The 20,545-nt window shown below is 37.5% G+C and carries 17 protein-coding genes and 1 pseudogene; 14 read left to right on the plus strand and 4 right to left on the minus strand.

Features of this window, described 5'->3' with window-relative positions:
* Positions 1-49: 49 nt before the first annotated feature.
* From JNUCC23_RS06735 to pepF, 10 genes and pseudogenes are all read left to right on the plus strand, one after another.
* A complete protein-coding gene (locus JNUCC23_RS06735; protein ID WP_062182084.1) occupies positions 50-1,732 on the plus strand; it encodes a peptide ABC transporter substrate-binding protein in 1,683 nt (560 codons plus the stop codon).
* Positions 1,733-1,859: 127 nt separating this feature from the next.
* A complete protein-coding gene (gene opp3b / locus JNUCC23_RS06740; RefSeq protein WP_062182081.1) occupies positions 1,860-2,789 on the plus strand; it encodes an oligopeptide ABC transporter permease in 930 nt (309 codons plus the stop codon).
* A complete protein-coding gene (opp3C, locus tag JNUCC23_RS06745; protein WP_403072790.1) occupies positions 2,789-3,817 on the plus strand; it encodes an oligopeptide ABC transporter permease in 1,029 nt (342 codons plus the stop codon). The genes opp3b and opp3C overlap by 1 nt, the downstream gene beginning before the upstream one ends.
* A gap of 16 nt (positions 3,818-3,833) precedes the next feature.
* The gene (locus JNUCC23_RS06750) at positions 3,834-4,877 is read left to right on the plus strand and encodes an ABC transporter ATP-binding protein (RefSeq protein ID WP_062182076.1); all 1,044 of its coding nucleotides are present in this window, start codon (positions 3,834-3,836) and stop codon (positions 4,875-4,877) included.
* Positions 4,877-5,815 carry an ABC transporter ATP-binding protein gene (locus tag JNUCC23_RS06755; RefSeq protein ID WP_403072794.1) on the plus strand — a complete coding sequence of 313 codons (939 nt, stop codon included), beginning with the start codon at positions 4,877-4,879 and terminating at the stop codon, positions 5,813-5,815. The genes JNUCC23_RS06750 and JNUCC23_RS06755 overlap by 1 nt, the downstream gene beginning before the upstream one ends.
* Positions 5,816-6,086: 271 nt before the next feature.
* Positions 6,087-7,391 (plus strand): annotated as a pseudogene (locus JNUCC23_RS06760) (RNA-guided endonuclease InsQ/TnpB family protein).
* A 539-nt stretch (positions 7,392-7,930) separates the two neighbouring features.
* Positions 7,931-8,326, plus strand: coding sequence for a transcriptional regulator SpxA (gene spxA, locus JNUCC23_RS06765; protein ID WP_049680428.1), 396 nt, complete (start codon positions 7,931-7,933; stop codon positions 8,324-8,326).
* 488 nt (positions 8,327-8,814) lie between these two features.
* A complete protein-coding gene (gene mecA / locus JNUCC23_RS06770; protein WP_062182070.1) occupies positions 8,815-9,486 on the plus strand; it encodes an adaptor protein MecA in 672 nt (223 codons plus the stop codon).
* Between the two features lie 139 nt (positions 9,487-9,625).
* A complete protein-coding gene (locus JNUCC23_RS06775) occupies positions 9,626-10,810 on the plus strand; it encodes a competence protein CoiA (protein ID WP_454214936.1) in 1,185 nt (394 codons plus the stop codon).
* Between the two features lie 219 nt (positions 10,811-11,029).
* Entirely contained in the window at positions 11,030-12,844 is a 1,815-nt protein-coding gene (gene pepF, locus JNUCC23_RS06780) for an oligoendopeptidase F (protein WP_454214938.1), read from the plus strand.
* Positions 12,845-14,009: 1,165 nt separating this feature from the next.
* Here the strand turns inward: pepF and JNUCC23_RS06785 are convergent.
* The 4 genes from JNUCC23_RS06785 to JNUCC23_RS06800 all read right to left on the minus strand — a co-directional run bounded on the left by JNUCC23_RS06785 (position 14,010) and on the right by JNUCC23_RS06800 (position 16,819).
* Entirely contained in the window at positions 14,010-14,915 is a 906-nt protein-coding gene (locus tag JNUCC23_RS06785; RefSeq protein ID WP_403072805.1) for a ClpXP adapter SpxH family protein, read from the minus strand.
* Positions 14,912-15,316 carry a globin domain-containing protein gene (locus JNUCC23_RS06790; RefSeq protein ID WP_062182061.1) on the minus strand — a complete coding sequence of 135 codons (405 nt, stop codon included), beginning with the start codon at positions 15,314-15,316 and terminating at the stop codon, positions 14,912-14,914. Before JNUCC23_RS06790 ends, JNUCC23_RS06785 begins: the two co-directional genes overlap by 4 nt.
* 231 nt (positions 15,317-15,547) lie before the next feature.
* Complete coding sequence (locus JNUCC23_RS06795; RefSeq protein ID WP_403072810.1) at positions 15,548-16,213, minus strand: lytic transglycosylase domain-containing protein; 666 nt, start codon at positions 16,211-16,213, stop codon at positions 15,548-15,550.
* A gap of 27 nt (positions 16,214-16,240) precedes the next feature.
* Positions 16,241-16,819 (minus strand): CYTH domain-containing protein, encoded by a 579-nt coding sequence (locus JNUCC23_RS06800; protein WP_454214941.1) that lies wholly within the window; start codon positions 16,817-16,819, stop codon positions 16,241-16,243.
* Between the two features lie 283 nt (positions 16,820-17,102).
* Here JNUCC23_RS06800 and JNUCC23_RS06805 point away from each other — a divergent pair, with 283 nt between their 5' ends.
* The 4 genes from JNUCC23_RS06805 to JNUCC23_RS06820 all read left to right on the plus strand — a co-directional run bounded on the left by JNUCC23_RS06805 (position 17,103) and on the right by JNUCC23_RS06820 (position 20,413).
* On the plus strand, positions 17,103-17,477 hold the full coding sequence (locus tag JNUCC23_RS06805; protein WP_454214943.1) for a UPF0738 family protein: 375 nt from the start codon (positions 17,103-17,105) through the stop codon (positions 17,475-17,477).
* A 559-nt stretch (positions 17,478-18,036) separates the two neighbouring features.
* The gene (locus tag JNUCC23_RS06810) at positions 18,037-18,666 is read left to right on the plus strand and encodes a GTP pyrophosphokinase (protein WP_062182050.1); all 630 of its coding nucleotides are present in this window, start codon (positions 18,037-18,039) and stop codon (positions 18,664-18,666) included.
* Positions 18,667-18,694: 28 nt separating this feature from the next.
* The gene (locus JNUCC23_RS06815) at positions 18,695-19,489 is read left to right on the plus strand and encodes an NAD kinase (RefSeq protein WP_062182047.1); all 795 of its coding nucleotides are present in this window, start codon (positions 18,695-18,697) and stop codon (positions 19,487-19,489) included.
* A gap of 15 nt (positions 19,490-19,504) precedes the next feature.
* The gene (locus JNUCC23_RS06820) at positions 19,505-20,413 is read left to right on the plus strand and encodes an RluA family pseudouridine synthase (protein WP_454214945.1); all 909 of its coding nucleotides are present in this window, start codon (positions 19,505-19,507) and stop codon (positions 20,411-20,413) included.
* Positions 20,414-20,545 lie beyond the last annotated feature (132 nt).

Here is a 20,545-nt window from a genome sequence, read left to right on the forward strand (position 1 = left end):
TTGTATAATAGTAAATGTTACATAAAAATAAGGGAAGGGTGTATCGATTTTGAAAAAATCTAAATATTCACTGCTTTTGGTACTGACATTGGTGCTAAGTGTATTCTTGGCAGCATGTGGTGGAAAAAGTGCAGATAATGGTAATGAAAAGTCTGAAGGTGCAAAAACATCTAATGCAGCACAAGAAATTAAAGTCCTAAGTAAATCTGAGATCCCAACATTGGATTCTGTTAAGACGACAGACGAAATTGGCTTTAACGTATTAAATAGTATTAACGAAGGTCTTTACACACAAGATAAAGATGGTAGTTCTGTTCCTGCTTTAGTAGACGGAGAGCCAGAAGTGAGTGAAGACGGGAAAACTGTAACATTTAAGCTTATCGATGCAAAATGGTCTAATGGAGATCCTGTGACTGCACAAGATTTCGTATTCGCTTGGCAGCGTGCAATTGATCCTGCTACAGCTTCAGAATATGGTCCATATATGATGAATGGAAAAATTGCAGGCGCTCAGGAAATTACGGATGCTGCAGTTGCCAAAAAAGATTTTGATTTAAATACTTTAGGTATTAAAGCAATCGATGAAAAAACGCTAGAAGTTAAATTTGAGAAAGTTCTTCCTTACTGGAAAGACTTAATGGCATTCCCAACATTCTATCCACAAAACGAAAAGTTTGTGAAAGAAAAAGGCAATGCATATGCTAGTAACGCAGAAAACCTAATATCAAACGGGGCTTTCAAATTAACAGCTTGGAAAGGTCCTACTGCTATGGAATGGACTCTTGAAAAGAACGACACTTACCGAGATGCAGATGCAATTACACTTAAGAAGATTACATTTAATGTTGTTAAAGATAACAATGCACAAGTGAATGCATTTGAAGGTGGAGAAGCAGATATCACTGATATCTTATCATCCGATCTTGTTCCACAATATCAAGGTGATGAAAGAATGGTTAGTGCCCTTCAACCATCTGTTTACTGGATTAAAATGAACTATAAAAATGAAGCACTTGCAAATGTAAACATTCGTGAAGCACTTGCAAAAGCTTTCAATAAAGAGGATCTTGCAGCAAGCATTTTGAACAACGGTTCAATTGCAGCGAACTATTTTGTACCAGACAAGTTTGTAACAACTCCAGACGGTAAAGATTTCCGTGAGAAAAACGGCGATTTGATTGTGTTTAATGCTGATGAAGCAAAAGCAGCATGGGAAAAAGGTTTAGCTGAACTAGGACTAGACAAGCTTGAGCTTAGCTACCTAGGTGGAGACACAGATTCAGCTAAGAAGCAAGATGAGTACATTGTAAACCAATTGGAAACGAACCTACCTGGATTAAAAGTTAATCTTGAGAGTGTTCCATTTGCAATTCGTCTTGATCGTGCAAAAGCTGGAAACTATGATTTACTTCACTCTGGTTGGGGTCCTGACTATCCAGATGCAATGACATTCGCTGATCTTTGGTTAACAGACAGCCCGAATAATGAAATGTCATATTCAAGCACTAAATATGACGGGTTAATTACAAAAGCTGAAGAAGTGGCTGCGAATCAAGAAGAGTATGTTGCAACACTTCAAGAAGCTGAACGCGTATTCTTAGCTGAAGACTATGGTGTGGCACCAACTTACCAAAGAGCAGATAACATCCTAATTAGTCCTAAAGTTAAAGGATTAGTTGCTTTACCATTTGGTCCAAACTATTCTTATAAATGGATCACAGTTGAAGAATAGGATACCAAAACATATAAAAATGGTTTGAAAGTAGAAAAGAGAGTATATGTACTTGATATACTCTCTTTTCCCTATTATAAAAATTGTCGAATTATAGAGAAAATTCGAATATGTAGGAGGTGTGCAAATGGCTCGATATATTATAAAAAGGTTTATTTATATGTTAATTACCTTATTTGTTATTGCCAGCCTAACCTTTTTCTTGATGAAATTGATTCCAGGTACGCCTTTTTCCACAGCGGGAAAATTATCACCTGAACAATTACAAATCATGAAGGAAAATTACGGATTAGATCAACCTATAGCGGTACAATACGCACAATATATTGTTGGTTTACTTAAAGGTGATTTAGGAATTTCGTTTCAGTTTAATAATGTTCCAGTCACACAATTATTACTTGAGCGGATTCAACCATCACTAGTGTTAGGATTTCAAGCCATCTTTTTCGGTACGATTATCGGAATTGTGCTAGGAGTTATTAGCGCATTAAAACAAAATACTTGGATCGATTATAGTTCGACATTCATAGCTGTTCTTGGTAAATCGATCCCTAACTTCGTGTTTGCGGGTGTCATGCAATATTATATTGGCGTTAAGCTAGGCTGGTTACCAGTATTGTTCTGGAAGGGCTGGGACTACACCATTATGCCTACGATTGCACTAGCTATGTTCCCTATCGCCATTACGGCTCGATTTATGAGAACAGAAATGATTGATGTATTAGGTTCAGATTATATTACCCTTGCAAAAGCGAAGGGTGCAAGTAGCTTCGAGGTTGCCTTTAAACATGGATTACGAAATGCGTTAATCCCAGTAATAACAGTATTAGGACCTCTAACAGTTTCCTTAATGACGGGTTCTCTCGTTATTGAGCAGATATTTGCCATCCCGGGAATCGGGGAACAATTCGTTAAAGCGATAACAGTAAATGATTATTCCGTTATTATGGGAACGACTCTGTTATTCTCATTTATGTTTGTTGTCATTATCCTTATAGTCGATATTCTTTATGGGGTTATTGATCCGCGGATTAGGTTGTCAGGAGGTAAAAAGTAATGGCGAAAGAAGATATGAAAATAAGTAAAGACAAGTTTGCTCCTGCCATTCTGGATGCTTCCTTAGGTGAGGTAATAGGCAAGCCTAGCTTAAATTTCTGGCAAGATTCATGGCTAAGAATAAGAAAAAATAAAGCAGCTCTTGTTAGTATGATTGTGATGCTTTTGGTCATTATCCTAGCCTTTGTAGGTCCACTAATTAGCGGACATGGAACAAATGACCAAGATTTAAAACGGACAAATTTGCCTGCTAAAATCCCGGCATTGGAAAGTGTAAGCTGGTTACCCTTTGACGGAACAATGGTCCGTAATGATGGTACAGTTGTCGATGTATATGAACAGAAGAATATTGATGAATACTTCTGGTTTGGGACAGATTCTTTAGGCCGTGATTTATTCACGCGTGTGGCAAAAGGAATTCAAATTTCCCTTTATATCGCTTTCTTGGCAGCATTATTAGACATGGTAATCGGCGTCACCTATGGAGCAATAGCAGGATACTTTGGTGGCAGACTGGATAGTATGATGCAGCGTGTAATCGAAGTGATTTCTGGAATACCAAACCTTGTTGTCGTGATATTAATGATCCTCGTTTTCAAGCCAGGGATTATGTCGATTACGATTGCACTTGCTATTACAGGATGGACAACGATGGCGCGAGTTGTGCGAGCTCAAGTGCTAAAATTGAAAGAACAAGAATATGTACTTGCTTCAAGAACGTTAGGAAACTCTCATAGCAAAATCATTTTCAAACATTTACTGCCAAATTTAGCGGGTGTTATCATTATTAACACCATGTTTACCATTCCAAATGCAATATTCTTTGAAGCATTCTTAAGTTTCATTGGTTTGGGACTTTCATCGCCACTAGCTTCATTAGGTACGTTAATTGATGATGGATTTAAAACATTGAGATTGTATCCACACTTAATGATTTTCCCAGCAGTCTTTATCAGCATCATTATGGTTTGCTTTAACATGATTGCAGATGGTATCCGTGATGCATTGGATCCAAAAATGCGCGATTAATAGGTAGGTGAAAAAGTTGGAAAACATATTAGAAGTTAAAGATTTGAATATATCGTTTCATACGTTCTCGGGAGAAGTTCAAGCGATTCGAGGTGTGAACTTTGAATTGAAAAAAGGTGAAACACTTGCAATAGTAGGAGAATCAGGATCAGGTAAATCAGTAACGACTAAAGCAATTATGCGCCTTTTACCGCCGCAAAACTCGGAAATAAAAAGTGGCGAAATCCTTTTCAATGGTAAAGACTTAGCTAAGTTAAGTGAAAAAAAGATGCAAAAAGTACGTGGAAAAGACATTTCACTAATTTTTCAAGATCCAATGACATCTTTAAATCCGACAATTAAAGTCGGTAAGCAAATCATGGAACCGATTCTTAAGCATCAGAATGTTAGTAAAAGTGAAGCGAAAAAACGGACGCTTGAATTGCTTAGTATGGTCGGGATTCCGAATCCTGAGCAACGCTTTGAACAATACCCACACCAATTTTCTGGTGGAATGAGACAACGTGTCGTTATCGCAATCGCTCTTGCTTGTAATCCGAAGGTCTTGATTGCAGACGAGCCAACAACAGCTCTTGATGTAACGATCCAGGCTCAAATTCTTGAATTAATGAAAGAATTGCAGAAGAAAATTGATACGTCAATTATCTTCATTACGCATGACCTTGGTGTTGTTGCCAATGTAGCGGATCGTGTAGCGGTTATGTATGCCGGAAAAATTGTTGAAATTGGCACGGTAGACGAAATTTTCTATAATCCTAAACACCCATATACATGGGGATTAATCAGCTCGATGCCGAGTCTAGATTCCGCAGAGGAAGAATTATATGCAATCCCGGGAACTCCTCCAAATTTATTACATCCGCCAGTTGGTGACGCATTTGCGCCACGTAATGAATATGCGATGCAAATTGATTTAGAAGAGCAACCCCCAATGTTTAAAGTCTCTGACACGCATTATGCGGCAACTTGGTTATTGCACCCTGATGCACCAAAAGTAGAACCGCCAGCAGCTGTAGTTAAACGGATGAAACAATTCCAAGCTGGACAGGAGGGGCAATAATGGTTGAACGTGAAAAGTTACTCGAAATTAAAAATCTAAAGCAATACTTCAATGTCGGCAAGCCAAATATGGTTAAAGCAATTGATGGTATTTCTTTTGATATTTACAAAGGTGAAACATTAGGATTAGTCGGTGAGTCTGGTTGCGGTAAATCAACTACTGGTCGAACGATCATTCGCCTTTACGATGCAACGGATGGCGAAGTTATTTTTGATGGCGAAAATGTCCATGGCTCGAAAAGTAAAAAACAATTAAAAGATTTTAACCGAAAAATGCAAATGATTTTCCAAGATCCGTACGCGTCCTTAAACCCGAGGATGAAGGTCATTGATATTATCGCTGAAGGAATTGACATTCACGGCTTAGCGAAAACTCCTAAAGAGAGAGCGGAACGTGTATACAGTCTACTTGAAACGGTAGGTTTAAATCGTGAACACGCTAATCGATACCCGCATGAATTTTCCGGCGGCCAGCGCCAACGTATCGGAATTGCCCGTGCGTTAGCTGTTAAACCTGAATTCATCATTGCGGATGAACCCATTTCAGCATTGGATGTTTCCATTCAGGCACAAGTTGTTAATCTATTGAAAAAACTACAAATTGAACATGGTCTAACGTATCTTTTCATTGCACACGATCTCTCCATGGTTAAGTACATCAGTGATCGAATCGGAGTTATGTATTTCGGTAAATTAGTGGAGCTTGCACCAAGTGATGACTTGTATAACAATCCAATTCACCCTTATACACAATCTCTGCTTTCGGCAATCCCTCTTCCGGATCCTGCAAGCGAACGTACAAGGAAACGAATTATTTACAATCCAAACATTCACAACTATAGTGAAAGTGATGATGTGAAGATGCGCGAAGTAAGACCAGGACACTATGTGAATTGCTCTGACAAGGAATTTAAACAATATCAACAAATGTATAAGTAATAACAAAAAAACGATCTCAATACAGAGATCGTTTTTTTGTTATTATCAAATCTATCATTTTTCCCAAGAGTACCCCTTATTCAAATTTTTGTTAAAAAATGAAGAAGGGGGTGAAGGGGCAGTTTTTATTTTTCAAAATAAATCGTATTATTAGCAATCAGGAACGTATGTTTGGTATAATCGATATAGGAGGTGAGAAAATATGACAAAGTGAAACGAAGGAAAAAGGAAGTATAAAACGCACCAAATTTGGATTAAAAAAGGACATCGTATGTATGGGTATTTTCAAAATATGACTCAAAATGTTAAGAACATGTATAACACCACTAATTTTTACATACGCCAGGTTTACACAGGACTTACACAAGATAAAGAATAGCACCTTTACAAAAAGAAGTCTTGGATACAGTTGATAAAAAAATAGATCGGATGAATGATGTTCAACTTTTGGCTTATCAAAAGAGCGTAATGAGACAAAAAGCCAAACCGAAAGAAAAACAAACAGAAGTGACATGTCATCTTTTTACTAAACCATCAAAAGAGCAACCTTACGTAAACTATCATTTTTTGGATGCTTTATTCAAGGTCGTTTCACCAAAAGATTATCGCTCTCTTCCGGCGCAATGCAGTCAATCTGTAATGAAGGTAGTTTTTCAAAACTGGAAATCTTTTTATGTGAGTTTAAAAGATTACAAGCAAAATCCTTCTAAATACAAAGCGAAACCAAAAATCCCTACATACAGTCAGGCAACAAAGAAAGAAATGACTTTTACTAACCAAGATTGCGTCATTAAAAACAAGTTCGTGTGATTCCGAAATACAACCAATATGTTGTAGAGTTAGTAATGGAGATCTCTTTTGAAAAAACAGAAATAGAAGATAACGGTAGGTTTATGAGTATTGATTTAAGAATTGATAATCTTGCAACCATTGTAACAAATACGGGACGAGCACCCCTATTAGTCAAGGGCAAACATGTCAAATCTATCAATCAATACTACAACAAAAAGAAAGCTTATCTTCTTGGTATTTTACGACAGGGAAAACAAGCAAATGAAGCTCCTTTTACTTCTGAACGATTAGAAAAATTACATCAAAAAAGATTCCTTAAAATGAAGGATATTTTTCATAAGGCAAGTTCAGAAGTGATAAAAAATCGCGTTAGAAGAAAACACCCATACCACCATCATTGGACAAAATAAAGCGTGGAAACAATGGCAAAAGAAACAACCAAACTTTTGTGAGTATTCCCCACGGTTTGTTGATCAGCATGATTACATACAAAGCATCGCAGCACGGAATTAAAGTCGTTGTGACGGAGGAATCCTACACGTCCAAAGCAAGTTTTCTTGATGGTGACGATCTCCCAACTTATGGTGAAAGCGATAGAAAGAAACACTTCTCCGGTAAGCGTATGAAAAGAGGGCTATATCTTTCACATCGGAATGGGTTCATCAATGCGGATGTAAATGGAGCAGCTAATATTTTGAAAAAAGCTTGGTTGCGATTAACAAAAGAAACGGACTTCAATATGAAAACCGTGAATGTTTGGAACCCCCAAACGATGATTATGTAAAAAAGAAGTCTCAACGGCAAGACCAATGTGTATATAGTCTACTGATGTGACAGCCCCACTGCTCGTTAATCGTTCAGGTTCACGGAGAACTTTTAGGTGAATCCATCGATACGACAGAACCCCTTCCTCAAAAATACGTTAGCATTTTAGGTGGGGGAGCATTCAGGAAAATAGGAACAAAAATGGAGTATAGGAAAAAATGAAAGATACAAACTAAAATGTTTAGAACAAAATAAATTGGGTACTTTAAATAGTGTTAAGAAAAAAGTAATTGAGAATCATTTATGCTGATTTTCAATTAGAATACCCATTCGTAATCTAAAATGACAAAGAAAGATGGCTTGATTATAAAATAAAGCTTGGACTATGAAAGCGTATCAAACTTTGTGAAAAGAGTATGCAATTTGCTGATTTTAGTGTATAATATTAATATGAATTACTATTTTATAGTTATTTCAATCTAGACCTGAAACTGAAATGAATGATAAGTTTCCCATCATAGATCGTCGATTCTATACTTAGGGAGTGTGAGTGTTAACATGGTAACTTTATATACATCACCTAGCTGTACTTCTTGCCGTAAAGCAAAAGCATGGCTCGAGGAACATGATATTGCTTATTCTGAAAGAAACATTTTTTCTGAACCGCTTACAATTGAAGAGATTAAAGAGATTCTTCGTATGACAGAAGATGGAACAGATGAGATTATTTCGACAAGATCGAAAACTTTCCAGAAACTAAATGTAAATGTGGAATCTCTTCCACTTCAAGAACTGTATAGAATAATCAAAGATAATCCAGGTCTATTAAGAAGACCGATTATCCTTGATGAAAAAAGATTGCAGGTTGGATATAACGAAGATGAGATTCGCAGATTCCTACCACGTAAAGTCCGTTCGTTCCAACTACGTGAAGCTCAGCGAATGGTCAACTAAATTATAAGCAGAGGCCCTGTCTAAATTATTGACAGGGTTTTTTAATATATCTCTTTTTTTAGATAGTTGATACAAATGCGTGCGAAGCAAGATGCTGATGGAAGAAAGTAGTGTCCTACAATATTAATCTGTTCATCGTTTACTTTACATAAGAATATCCACTATAGATGGAGTTATCCCGCATTAACGGAAAGTCAAGACCCCATTGATTGAAGTTTCATTTTATTCCAAAAATATTTCCTGTTTTACAGTTGCATATCCTGTGGGAATTTTGTAGAATATATGGAACATTAGGCAATCGTTTGTTTTTAACCGATTGAAGCTTTTTTATTTCCATTATGAAGAGTTTTATCATAAAATAAATTATGACAACATATTTCCTTATCTACCGGTAATGCAAAAGGGTATGGTGGGTAACGATAAAAGAAAGAGCAAAATTTTTCGGGGGTAAATCCCTTCAAAACATGCACAGAAGGGAGAGGATTTACGTGGAGATCGAACGTATAAATGAAGATACAGTGAAGTTTTACATTTCTTATATAGATATTGAAGATCGCGGCTTCAATAGGGAAGATATTTGGTATAGCCGAGAACGAAGTGAGGAACTTTTCTGGGAGATGATGGATGAAGTACATCAAGAAGAAGAGTTTATGATTGAAGGTCCATTATGGATTCAAGTTCAAGCTATGGAAAAAGGTCTTGAGATATTGGTTACGAAGGCTCAATTGACGAAGGATGGTCAGAAGCTAGAACTGCCGATTACTGATGAAAGATTTGGCGAACTACATGTCGATGATAAGCTTGAATCCTTGTTAGATGAACAATACCAAGGGAAAGACGATGGCCATGAGCCCATTCAGTTTGAGGACGGTATCATTGAGTTTATCACGGAGTTCAATGACTTTGAAGATGTCATTTCACTAAGTAAGCGCAGTGGTCTTGATCACTTTAAGACACAATTATATGCCTATAATAATAGATATTTTCTCTATATCGAATTTGAGGAAGAGGACATTGAAGAAGAAGAAATTGATGATGTTTTAAGCCTTTTACTTGAATATAGTCAAGAATCTTCAATCACAATCCATATGCTTGAAGAATATGGAAGAGTGGTAATGGATGAACATGTTTTTGAAACCGTCCATAAATATTTTTCATAACTAACAGCCGATTTCATTATGAACGATAATGATGTCGGCTTTTTTGTATGATAATATGCCTGATCTTTTTTTTAATATCCTCGAAAAAGAGGAATGGCTGTCTTTATGTAGAATATGTTGTAAAGAAAGGGGGAATTGTATGCTCACTGCCAGAGGTGTTCAAGGAAATATCATTACACTTCCTGGAAATATCCCGAAAGAACGGCTAGCTGAATGGCAAACAGATCCTTATTATTGCCCTTGTTGTGCAGCAGAGCTAATCCTAAAGGCAGGCCAAATCAAGATTCCGCATTTTGCTCACAAAAAAGCATTCGCTTGTAAAGCCTCGTCTGAACCAGAATCAGAATATCACCTTTTAGGAAAGCGAAAATTATTCCAATGGTTTGTTAACAATCGTATTGAAGTAGAAATGGAACCATATCTTCCTGAAATAAGACAGCGGCCCGATATCCTCATCTACTATAAAGAACAATCCTATGCGATTGAATTTCAATGCTCTCCCATATCGGAGGAAGTATTTCTCTCCCGAACAAAATCCTATCAAGAAGCTGGAATTAAACCGATTTGGATAATAGCAGAGAAGCGAATTAAACGTAAAAAAACTAGGCAGTATTCACTTTCTGCTTTTCAATGGCTATTTGCCATGAATACTGTTCATTCCCCGATGATCCTAACGTATTGTCCAGAGCAACATAAGCTGTATATGTTAGATCCTTTAACTCCATTCTCCCCACGTACAACCTTTTCAGAGTTAACAGTATTACCTCTTAGCAACACTCATCCGAACATCCTTTTTTCCACTAATAAAACTTGGAAATTTCATTTTATTGAAGAATGGCGAGCGCAAAGAAAAGCGTGGGCTATCCACAAAGTAAAAACGGCAAAGCATACTAATCCGTTTTTCAATGAATTATATAAGAATGGTTTGTCCCCGGCATGGATTCCGAGCGAAATTGGACTCCCTGTGGAAGGAATGGTGATCCTTGAAACAGCTGCAGTTGAATGGCAAGGGTGGATTTTCATGGATTGTTTGCAACATAAGAAAATCGGCAGTCGCATTTATCGTAGTCAAATTTATCAATCTTTTCAGCGGCGGGTTACAAACGGTCAGATTCGATTAAGAACATTGCCAATGCTTCCTGTGAAAAACTCTTTTTTAGCAGTGGATGCCTATTTATTTTTATTGGCAAAGCTTGAGATTTTGGAATTTGGAGGAAAAGGGATTTATATAATAAAAAATAAGCTTGCCCCACCTACAAGTAGTGTTGAATGTATGCAATTAGAAAATGATCTCTATTCCAAGCTTTCGGAAATGATTTTGTGATAATAGGTAAAGTACAATAGAATATGTATGATCTATTGTTTCTTAATTGAATCGAAGCGGAAGGATTTTTTCGAACAATAGAGAAATAATATGGTAACGAGAAATTTTCATCAATCGAGGTTGGACCACGTGACTTAGAATCATACATTGTTACCACGAGTTTTTTAGTTGTGTTAATAAATCGGAATTAAGTTGTTTCTAGAATGGAGGAATATATGTATGGGACAAGAAAATGCAATAAAAGCATTACCTGCTAGGAGTGAAGTGGTGGTTGAGGATACGTGGAGATTGGAGGATATCTACGTAACGGAAGAAGATTGGGAAACTGCTTTTCAAGAAGTGAAAGAAGACTTATTAAAGGCAGATGCATATAAGGGCACCTTAGGTGAAAGTGCCGAAAAGCTTTTTGCAGTATTGCAATATCAAAATCAAGTATGGGAAAAGTTAGGAAAAGCCTATACATATTCACATATGCGTTATGATCAAGATACAACAAATTCGTTTTATCAAGGAATGGATTCACGGATAAAAAGCTTGGTTGCCCAAGCGAGTAGTGCGTTTTCTTATATTGTTCCAGAAATTCTAAGTATTGAAGAAAGCAAAATTAGTGAATTTCTTAATGAAAAGGAAGAGCTTAGATTATATGCTCATGCTCTTGAACAAATTAATCTTCAACGACCACATATTTTGTCAGCAGAAAAGGAAGCATTACTTGCACAGGCATCTGAGGTTTTTGATGCTTCAAGCAATACATTTGGTATGCTCAACAATGCAGATCTCGTTTTCCCAACTATTAAAGATGAAAACGGTGAAGAAGTAGAAATTACTCATGGCCGCTATATTCGATTTCTTGAGAGCGAGGATCGTCGCGTGCGTGAGGATGCATTTAAAGGTGTATATGAGACGTATGGCAAGTTCCGTAATACTTTTGCAAGCACACTTGCAGGTCAAGTTAAGAGTGATAATTTCAATGCTTCTGTGCACAACTATGAATCTGCCCGTCATGCTGCATTAAGTGATAATAATATACCTGAAATGGTATATGACAATCTTGTTCAGACAGTAAACGAGAACTTGCATTTAATTCATCGTTATATTGACTTGCGTAAAAAAGTACTTGGCTTAGAAGAGCTTCATATGTATGATCTCTTCACACCGCTCGTTAAAGAAGTGAAAATGGATGTAACATATGATGAAGCGAAAGAATATATTCTAAAAGGACTAGCTCCTTTAGGAGAAGACTATCTTAACGTATTAAAAGAAGGCTTTGAAAATCGTTGGGTGGACATTCATGAAAACAAAGGGAAACGTAGTGGCGCTTATTCATCTGGTGCCTACGGAACGAATCCTTACATTCTGATGAACTGGCAGGATAATGTCAATAATTTGTTTACTCTTGCCCATGAATTTGGTCATTCCGTTCATAGCTATTACACAAGAAAGCATCAGCCATATCCATATGGAAATTATTCGATTTTCGTTGCAGAAGTGGCTTCAACTTGTAACGAAAACCTGTTGAATGATTATCTTCTTGATACAATTGAAGATGAGAAGAAGCGAATTTATTTATTAAATCATCAATTGGAAGGATTCCGCGGCACGCTTTTCCGTCAAACCATGTTTGCTGAATTTGAGCATACGATCCATAAAAAGGCACAAGATGGAGAAGCGTTAACGGCTGAAGTATTAACACAAGAGTATTATGAGTTGAATAAAAAATATTTTGGGCCCAATATTACTATCGATGAGGAAATTGGCCTTGAATGGGCTAGAATTCCGCATTTTTACTATAATTACTATGTGTATCAGTATGCTACTGGAATCAGCGCGGCAACAGCTTTAAGTAAACAGATCCTTGAAGAAGGAGAACCGGCCGTCCGTCGCTACCTAGAATTCCTGAAATCAGGAAGTTCGGATTACCCTATTGAGGTTTTGAAAAAAGCAGGCGTCGATATGACGAAGGCAGAGCCGATTCAAGAAGCTTTAAAAGTGTTTGAAGCAAAGCTAACTGAATTGGAATCTTTATTAGCGTAAAGGATGGAGGATGACTTTAAGACATATTGCTCTTAAAGATCATCCTTTTAGGACATGGGGCAGGGCTTCGTGACTTACTAATAGTGCGTGTTCAAAAAGGAGGATAAAAAGAGCCGAGAAATTCGACAGCTCTTTTTTGTCCTCCTTTTTGAGTAACCTTTAATATAGCCAATCTACATAGAAGGAATCCCTCTTTTATTATAGAAAGAACTCCAAAATCCAGCTTCGCACCGCCACCATTGTGATGAGATGAGCGTGGCGTGTTACAGGATTAATCCTTCATAGTAAATGGTGGCGTTATAGCGTCATACAGTTTGGTATTATGAAAACGTAAAGGTACTAATAATCGATAAAGCGCTCTCTAATAACCTTTGAACCGATTTTTCTGACTGAAAGTAAAGACAATGATAAATAGGGTAAGAAAAAGAATAGGTGAACTGATGTATAGAGGGAATAGTCCTAGAAAAGCTAAAAAATGCAGGGAAAGTGAGATCAGAATCAACAATAAGAATAAGATAGTTTTCATGTTACTTACCTCCAGAAGTATTCTCTCTATAAACTATGCATCTGCATTCTAAAAATATGACAATTTTGTGAAGGAAGTCATATTATGTTGAAAAATGTCGTATATATTGTTATATTATTGTTGTGAAGTTAATCACAAACAAACTTATACCCCTTTGTTTGACCGTGAAGAATTTCTCCCATCCCCTTTGTTCGTATATTATAGATAGGAAATCCCAGCAAATTCGCGATTTGCTGGGATTTTCTCATGTTGGAATGCGAAACGCGTTTTGGGCTGGAAAATGCCCATTCAGGTCTGGAAATCTCGGTTCTTGATGCAATCCAGATCTTGGCAGAATCTTATACTTGTCAACCATTATTGGGAGCCTTGCTTTTTCCCCCACATTAACGGGAAGTAAAACCGCTACTCCAAGGCATTACCAAATCTTTCTTGTGAATTCAATCACATAGTTGTTGCTTAGAAGTGTGAATCATGTTATATTATTGTTGTGAAGTTAATCACAAACAAACTTATACCCCTTTGTTTGATCGTGAAAAATTTCTCCCATCCCCTTTGTTCGTATAAATAGATAAAAAAAACCTAGCAAATTCGCGATTTGCTAGGTTTTTTGCATAATAGGAGCCCTGTCAAGACAGGCTCTTATTTAAATGAATCGTGTTTATTTTCGATATATCTCCAGAAGGTTCCGTATTTGGCAGGGATTTTTTCTACAAATTGCTTGAGGATAAGTTGTTTCATTTCTTTTTCGACTTCTTGTTTATTCATATTATAAACTACTTCAATTTCTTTCGTTGCGACAAATTTATAGCAACGTATAAATGCCTCAAGGGAAGGCGGAGTTGCGGGAGTAGGAAGATTTTTAAGCATTTCTTCAAGAATATTTACATACACCTCATATGCATACAAGCCGGATACTTTGATTCCTTCTTCTTCAATATTTTCATTAAAGAAGACGAGGGAAGGTATTTCATTCACTTCCATCTCAGATGTAATCTTCAGATCACATTGAAATCCTTTTGCTGCACTTGTAGAAGTGATGTCATTAAGGAATTCCTCCACATCTAATCCAATTTCACGTGCGCATTTTGTTAGGACTTCGAGATTGGAGATGTCCTGCTTGTCAAGGAACAGTAGCTCTTGTAACCTTCTAATGAAACGGGCTGACAGCTTTCTACTTTGTAATTCAGCTGCCTTAATTGCAATGGAAGCAGCATATGGTGAAGAAATTGGATTCTCAAGCCACAAGTTTCCATCACACGACATACCAGAGCGGCTGGCTGTCCTTTCCCAAGTTTTTGCCATATTTTCATAATACTTGGTTTTTGTGTTATGAAGGGTAGACAGTTTCCCGCTTACAACATGCTTGATACTGAATAATTGACCATACTCGATATGGAGTTTCTTAATAATAGGCTCAAGCGCCCAGCATTCAGGACATATTGGGTCGATAAACACATAGATTTCAATCGGCTTTTTTCCAATTCCATAGCAATGCTGCGATTTAATCCAATTAGATATGTTGAAAATTGGTTTCTGAGCGCTCAATTTCCTTCTCCTTTCATGTCTTGTTCGGAAGTATTAATCATATGTTGTGCTGTCAAATAAAGACGATGATAATAAAACTCTCTTATATCTCCAGCGAGTCCGACTGTATCCATTGCTTGCCTCATGCAGGATAGCCATGCTTCGGCACGACTGGGAGTGATCTCAAACGGAAGATGACGGGCCCTTAGCATGGGATGACCGTGTTCCTCTGTATAGAGAGAGGGCCCTCCTAGATATTGAGTCATGAATTGTTTTTGCTTACGGACTGTTTCCGATAATTCCTCAGGAAAAATGGGCTTTAATTCCGGATGTTGACTCACATTATCATAAAAGACATCGATTAATTTATATAGAAGCGCCTCTCCAATTACTTCGAATGGTATAGGGTTCGCTTGTGTCATGATGATTACTCCCTTTAAAAAGAATAAGTATATTCTCATTTTAACAACGCCGTTGCAATATAACAAATATCTAGCTTAAGGAAATTAGATATTCTGTACTACTACACAAAGTCATAGAACATTTCTTATTGAAATTTGCTCTTTGGACAAAGTAAAAAGCACCTGAAAGGATTTGTTCTCCTTTGGGTGCTTCTTACACATATCGCTTCAATTTTGATTTTAGGATCGTTCTTAGCTTAAATACGTTTTCATGACTTTTTGCACGTAATTTTGTGTTTCTTTAAATGGTGGAATTCCATTATGTTTGTCGACATTTCCTGGTCCGGCATTATAGGCAGCAAGTGCAAGTTCTGTATCTCCATTATAACGGTTTAGCATCTTGCTTAGGTATTTACTTCCAGCCATTATATTTTGAATAGGGTCTGAGATATCTGTTACGCCAAGACCTTTTGCTGTTGCGGGCATAAGTTGCATAAGACCTGAAGCCCCTGCATGGCTTTTGGCAGCAACATTAAAGTTAGACTCTTGCAAAATGACGGACTTAATCAACTTTTCAGGGATATTGTATTGCAAAGCTGCTTGCCGAATAACATGATCATAATCTGTTTTTTTATCAGTACCTTTGCTAATGGAGTTTAGGATGGTTGGCGGTAAACTTGGCGAAATACTGATTGGTAGTTGACTTGATAAGCGAATATTGGAAGTTTCCTCGCTGATTTTGTCATATACAGTTCCTAGTGTCTGCATAGTAGTTTGTTCACTCGGATTGTTTGTCATATATTCCGATAAGAGCTTTTGAAACATGTCATTAGTAGATGTTTCTCCTGTACTTGTCATTGTATTAAAACCTTGAAGGGCTTGAAGTTCTATTAAAGTTCTAAAATCTTCTATTTTCAATATTTACACCTCTGAATATGCTAGTGATTATAATTGCTTCTTCTTAGTTTGGTAAAATCGTCTAACCTTATTTTCGGTTTTTCGAATTGGAATTTGAAGGCTATCTAACAATTTCTCGAAAATTTCTTTTCCTGCCAATTTATTCGTCACTTCATATTCTACCTCAAAATCCTCTGTATTTAAATAAAGACTATGATCAAGGACGAGTAGACCACCTTGATAAGTGAACTCTGCTCGATTTGTCCCGAGTGTGCCGAAAAATTGTATATCCGAATCAATGCCCATTTCAGCAATTAAAGTGGTGATATAACCTTCGGGAATGCGATTTCCTTGAAGCAGAGATTCGGCTTCTTCTTTTGAGAGCGACTGATTCGTTTCAAGTAGACCCTCTTTTGCAGGTTGCTTTAATGTTAACTCATAATGTCCTTTTTTATGACGGATTCTTAGTGCTGATTCGTTCTCCTTTAATGAAAATTGAGGTGTGTCGAAATAGTGATTTTCCTGATAGATAAAATCGGTGTCTTTAACAGAAAAACTCTGTTTTAATCGCTGGAATTCTGCTTTTGTTAGTAGATTTTTAAATTCAATTTCAAGATGCTGGTTCATTAGGTACTTCCTTTCTAGCTATTTTTTATCCCGTATTAACAGGCAGTAAATCCCCATTCAAGGCTTGAGGAATCGAAGAAGCGTAACTGGGTCCACGCTGATTGAAGTTTCACTTTATTCGTATCATATACGTTTGTGTAGGAACTCTACAAGTAAAATTCTGTTTAATAAAGGGGGAAAAGTGTCATGAATTTGAAAATTTGCTAAGACAACCCTGAATATTTAGGAATACCTTGTAGGATGTGATAAAATATAATCGTTAAAATGGGAGGGTGAATGATTTATGAGAGAGAAAATACATATTGTAGAAGCGGTTATTGAATCAGGAAATCTTGTTTTGATTCCTAATCAAGAAGTGGAAATTGCTCATCTATTACCGAAGGAACAAGTAATTGTAGATTCGGATAATGTTTCCTTCATTTATTTAGCAGAAAATGTTGAAAGTTATACATATATTTTCTTACCTGAAGCGATATGGGCATCATTGAAACGGGCTATGGAAGAAAGGTTGCCAGTTATGCTGAAGTCTGGGGATAAAAAACTAGAATTACCGAGTATCTATGAAGAACTTACTTATTTAATTGATAATATTGAGGGAAATGGAAATTACGGGGAAGAGTTTGTTGCAAAAGTTGAACAGATGTTTATCCCGGTTTAACAGCCTGTAAATCCCCGATTGGTTCAACTAACCATCAGTGGGGCACTACACCCCACTGATTGAAGTTTCACTTTATCCCGGTTTAACAGGCTGTAAGATTCCATCTTAAATAAATCGAGAAAGTTTAAAAGTGTGAATCGGTGTGATAAGCAGCCTGTAAATCCCCGATTGGTTCAACTAACCATCAGTGGGGAACTACATCCCACTGATTGAAGTTTCACTTTATCCTGGTTTAACAGGCTGTAAGATTCCAACTTAAATAAATCGAGAAAGTTTAAAAGTGTGAATCGGTGTGATAAACAGCCTGTAAATCCCCGATTGGTTCAACTAACCATCAGCCGGGAACTACACCCCACTGATTGAAGTTTCACTTTATCCAGTCGCATTTCGGATAATTAAGTTATATGGCGTGAAGTCTACTGCGTCCTTCTTGCTTGACTTATGAATGACGGACTGGCAAAGGATGTGTTGACTTCGGCGTTCGCAACAGGACTTGGCAAACCTTAGTCGAAGTTCTTTAATAGGCGCTTTCGCTTTTCTATGAACAGGTGGTGTGGCAATGGAACATTGGGATGACTTTTTGGCTCCGTATAAGCAAGCAGTTGAAGAACTGAAGGTAAAACTTAAAGGATTACGCAATGAATTTGAGCGTGATCATGTACATTCACCAATTGAATTTGTGACAGGTCGAGTAAAACCGATTGTAAGTATTTTAGATAAAGCAGCAGAGAAAAATATTCCACTAAATAAATTGGCAACTGAAATGCAGGATATTGCAGGATTACGAATGATGTGCCAATTTGTGGATGATATAACAAAAGTGGTTGCGTTACTAAGGGCCCGAAATGATTTTGAAATCGTAGAGGAACGGAATTATATCTCTCATAAAAAAGTGAGTGGCTATCGTTCTTATCACGTTGTTCTTCGGTATCCTGTCCAAACGATCCATGGTGAAAAAAAGATTCTCATTGAAATACAGATTCGGACACTCGCCATGAATTTTTGGGCAACGATTGAGCATTCTCTAAATTATAAATATCGCGGAGATTTTCCAGAAGATATTCGAATACGCCTACAGCGGGCAGCTGAAGCAGCTTTTTTGCTGGACGAGGAAATGTCGCAAATACGGCTCGAAATACAGGAAGCCCAGCGCGTTTTTTCACGAAAGAAAGATAAAGCAAAAGAATGAGCAGCAGAAAACATGAAGGTGGGATTGTATGAAATTTGCCATAACCTCAAAAGGTGATTCGAAGTCGAATACTTTAATGCATCGAATGAGGACGTATCTCCAAGATTTTAATTTAGAGTATGACGAAGACAAGCCAGATATAGTCATTTCTATTGGGGGAGACGGTACCTTACTATATGCCTTTCATCGTTATAAAAACCGCCTTGATAAAACCGCCTTCGTTGGCGTTCATACTGGCCACCTTGGTTTTTATGCAGATTGGATTCCAGAGGAAATCGAGAAGCTAGTGATTGCATTGGCAAAAACTCCATTTCAGGTCGTTGAATATCCGCTACTTGAAGTGATTATCAAGTATCAGCATGGCGGGAGGGAGTCGCGCTTTTTAGCATTGAATGAATCAACGGTTAAAAGTGTGGAAGGTACACTTGTGATGGATGTGGAAATGCGCGGTGAGCATTTTGAAACATTCAGGGGAGATGGGCTTTGTGTATCAACCCCTTCTGGGAGTACGGCATACAATAAAGCTTTGGGTGGCGCGCTTATTCATCCGTCAATTCCGTCGATTCAACTTGCAGAAATGGCTTCCATTAATAACCGAGTATTTCGGACGGTAGGATCGCCGCTAGTCTTGCCTGCTCATCATACATGTATGTTGAAGCCTGTTAACAATGTTGATTTTCAAATTACTATTGATCATCTTTCATTGCTTCATGAAGATGTAAAATCGATACAATTTAGAGTAGCGGATGAGAAAATTCGATTTGCGCGGTTTAGACCGTTTCCTTTTTGGAAGCGAGTGCATGATTCGTTTATTGCGAATTAAGGAGTTACGGTATTTATGTCAGACAAAACTGGATCCCCATTTCGATTAAATTGGAGTGTAGAGAAGAAAGATGCGGGAAAGATTTTAAGAATTTTTCTTTTCGAACAAGGTATTTCAAAACGCGCATTAACAGCAATTAAGTTTGATGGAGGGAAGTTGACCGTCAATAAAGAGGAAGTGACTGTTCGTCATGTACTTAAGACGGGAGATACTGTAACAGCAGAATTCCCGCTTGAAACTGGGAGTATTGGGTTGCTTCCAGAAAAGTTGCCCCTTCATATTTGTTATGAAGATGATTATGTAATGGTATTGGTTAAGCCTGCTAATATGAATACCATTCCTTCGAGAGAGCATCCAACCGGGAGTCTCGCGAATGCAATACTTTCGTATTATCAGGAACACAGCATTACTGCGACTGTTCATATTGTTACAAGATTGGATCGTGATACTTCGGGGTTAGTGTTAGTAGCGAAACATCGCCATATCCATCACCTCCTAAGTGAACAGCAGAAGGCAGGAAAGGTTCGCAGAAGGTATGAAGCGGTTGTTGAAGGGATTTTGGAGGAGCAAGGGAAGATAGAAGCTCCGATTGGGAGGAAAGAGACGAGTATTATCGAGCGTGAGGTAAGAGCAGATGGTCAATATGCCTGTACGAAATTTAAGGTATTGCAGTCTGGAGTGAATCATACTTATCTATCGTTGCAACTGTTAACAGGGAGAACGCATCAAATCCGTGTTCACCTTGCTTATATCGGTCATCCTCTTTGTGGAGATGATTTGTATGGCGGACAGCTTGATCGAATATCGAGACAAGCTTTGCATTGCTGTCAAATAACATTTATTCATCCAATTACCGGAACTATTCTTACTTTTCAGGAGAAACCGCCTGTGGATTTTCTACAACTTCTTACACTTATTCACTAAGGTTAAACAAAGAATGTCTATGGGTCAGACCATTCACTCTATATACAGTTTAAAGTGTTACATACACATCATTGGACTGTATCTAGGAATTGTGAGGTCTGGCCCTTTGATTTTTTAGACAGGTTTTTTAAA

The sequence above is a fragment of the Peribacillus sp. JNUCC 23 genome (assembly GCF_053653995.1).

Bases quoted from the DNA above. Each gene is read 5' to 3' on its own strand.
- JNUCC23_RS06775 (WP_454214936.1), top strand. From the start codon at position 9,626: ATGCTCACTGCCAGAGGTGTTCAAGGAAATATCATTACACTTCCTGGA.
- JNUCC23_RS06800 (WP_454214941.1), bottom strand. From the start codon at position 16,819: ATGAACCAGCATCTTGAAATTGAATTTAAAAATCTACTAACAAAAGCA.
- JNUCC23_RS06805 (WP_454214943.1), top strand. From the start codon at position 17,103: ATGAGAGAGAAAATACATATTGTAGAAGCGGTTATTGAATCAGGAAAT.
- opp3C (WP_403072790.1), top strand. From the start codon at position 2,789: ATGGCGAAAGAAGATATGAAAATAAGTAAAGACAAGTTTGCTCCTGCC.
- spxA (WP_049680428.1), top strand. From the start codon at position 7,931: ATGGTAACTTTATATACATCACCTAGCTGTACTTCTTGCCGTAAAGCA.
- opp3b (WP_062182081.1), top strand. From the start codon at position 1,860: ATGGCTCGATATATTATAAAAAGGTTTATTTATATGTTAATTACCTTA.
- JNUCC23_RS06790 (WP_062182061.1), bottom strand. From the start codon at position 15,316: ATGACACAAGCGAACCCTATACCATTCGAAGTAATTGGAGAGGCGCTT.
- JNUCC23_RS06755 (WP_403072794.1), top strand. From the start codon at position 4,877: ATGGTTGAACGTGAAAAGTTACTCGAAATTAAAAATCTAAAGCAATAC.
- JNUCC23_RS06810 (WP_062182050.1), top strand. From the start codon at position 18,037: ATGGAACATTGGGATGACTTTTTGGCTCCGTATAAGCAAGCAGTTGAA.
- JNUCC23_RS06815 (WP_062182047.1), top strand. From the start codon at position 18,695: ATGAAATTTGCCATAACCTCAAAAGGTGATTCGAAGTCGAATACTTTA.
- pepF (WP_454214938.1), top strand. From the start codon at position 11,030: ATGGGACAAGAAAATGCAATAAAAGCATTACCTGCTAGGAGTGAAGTG.
- JNUCC23_RS06820 (WP_454214945.1), top strand. From the start codon at position 19,505: ATGTCAGACAAAACTGGATCCCCATTTCGATTAAATTGGAGTGTAGAG.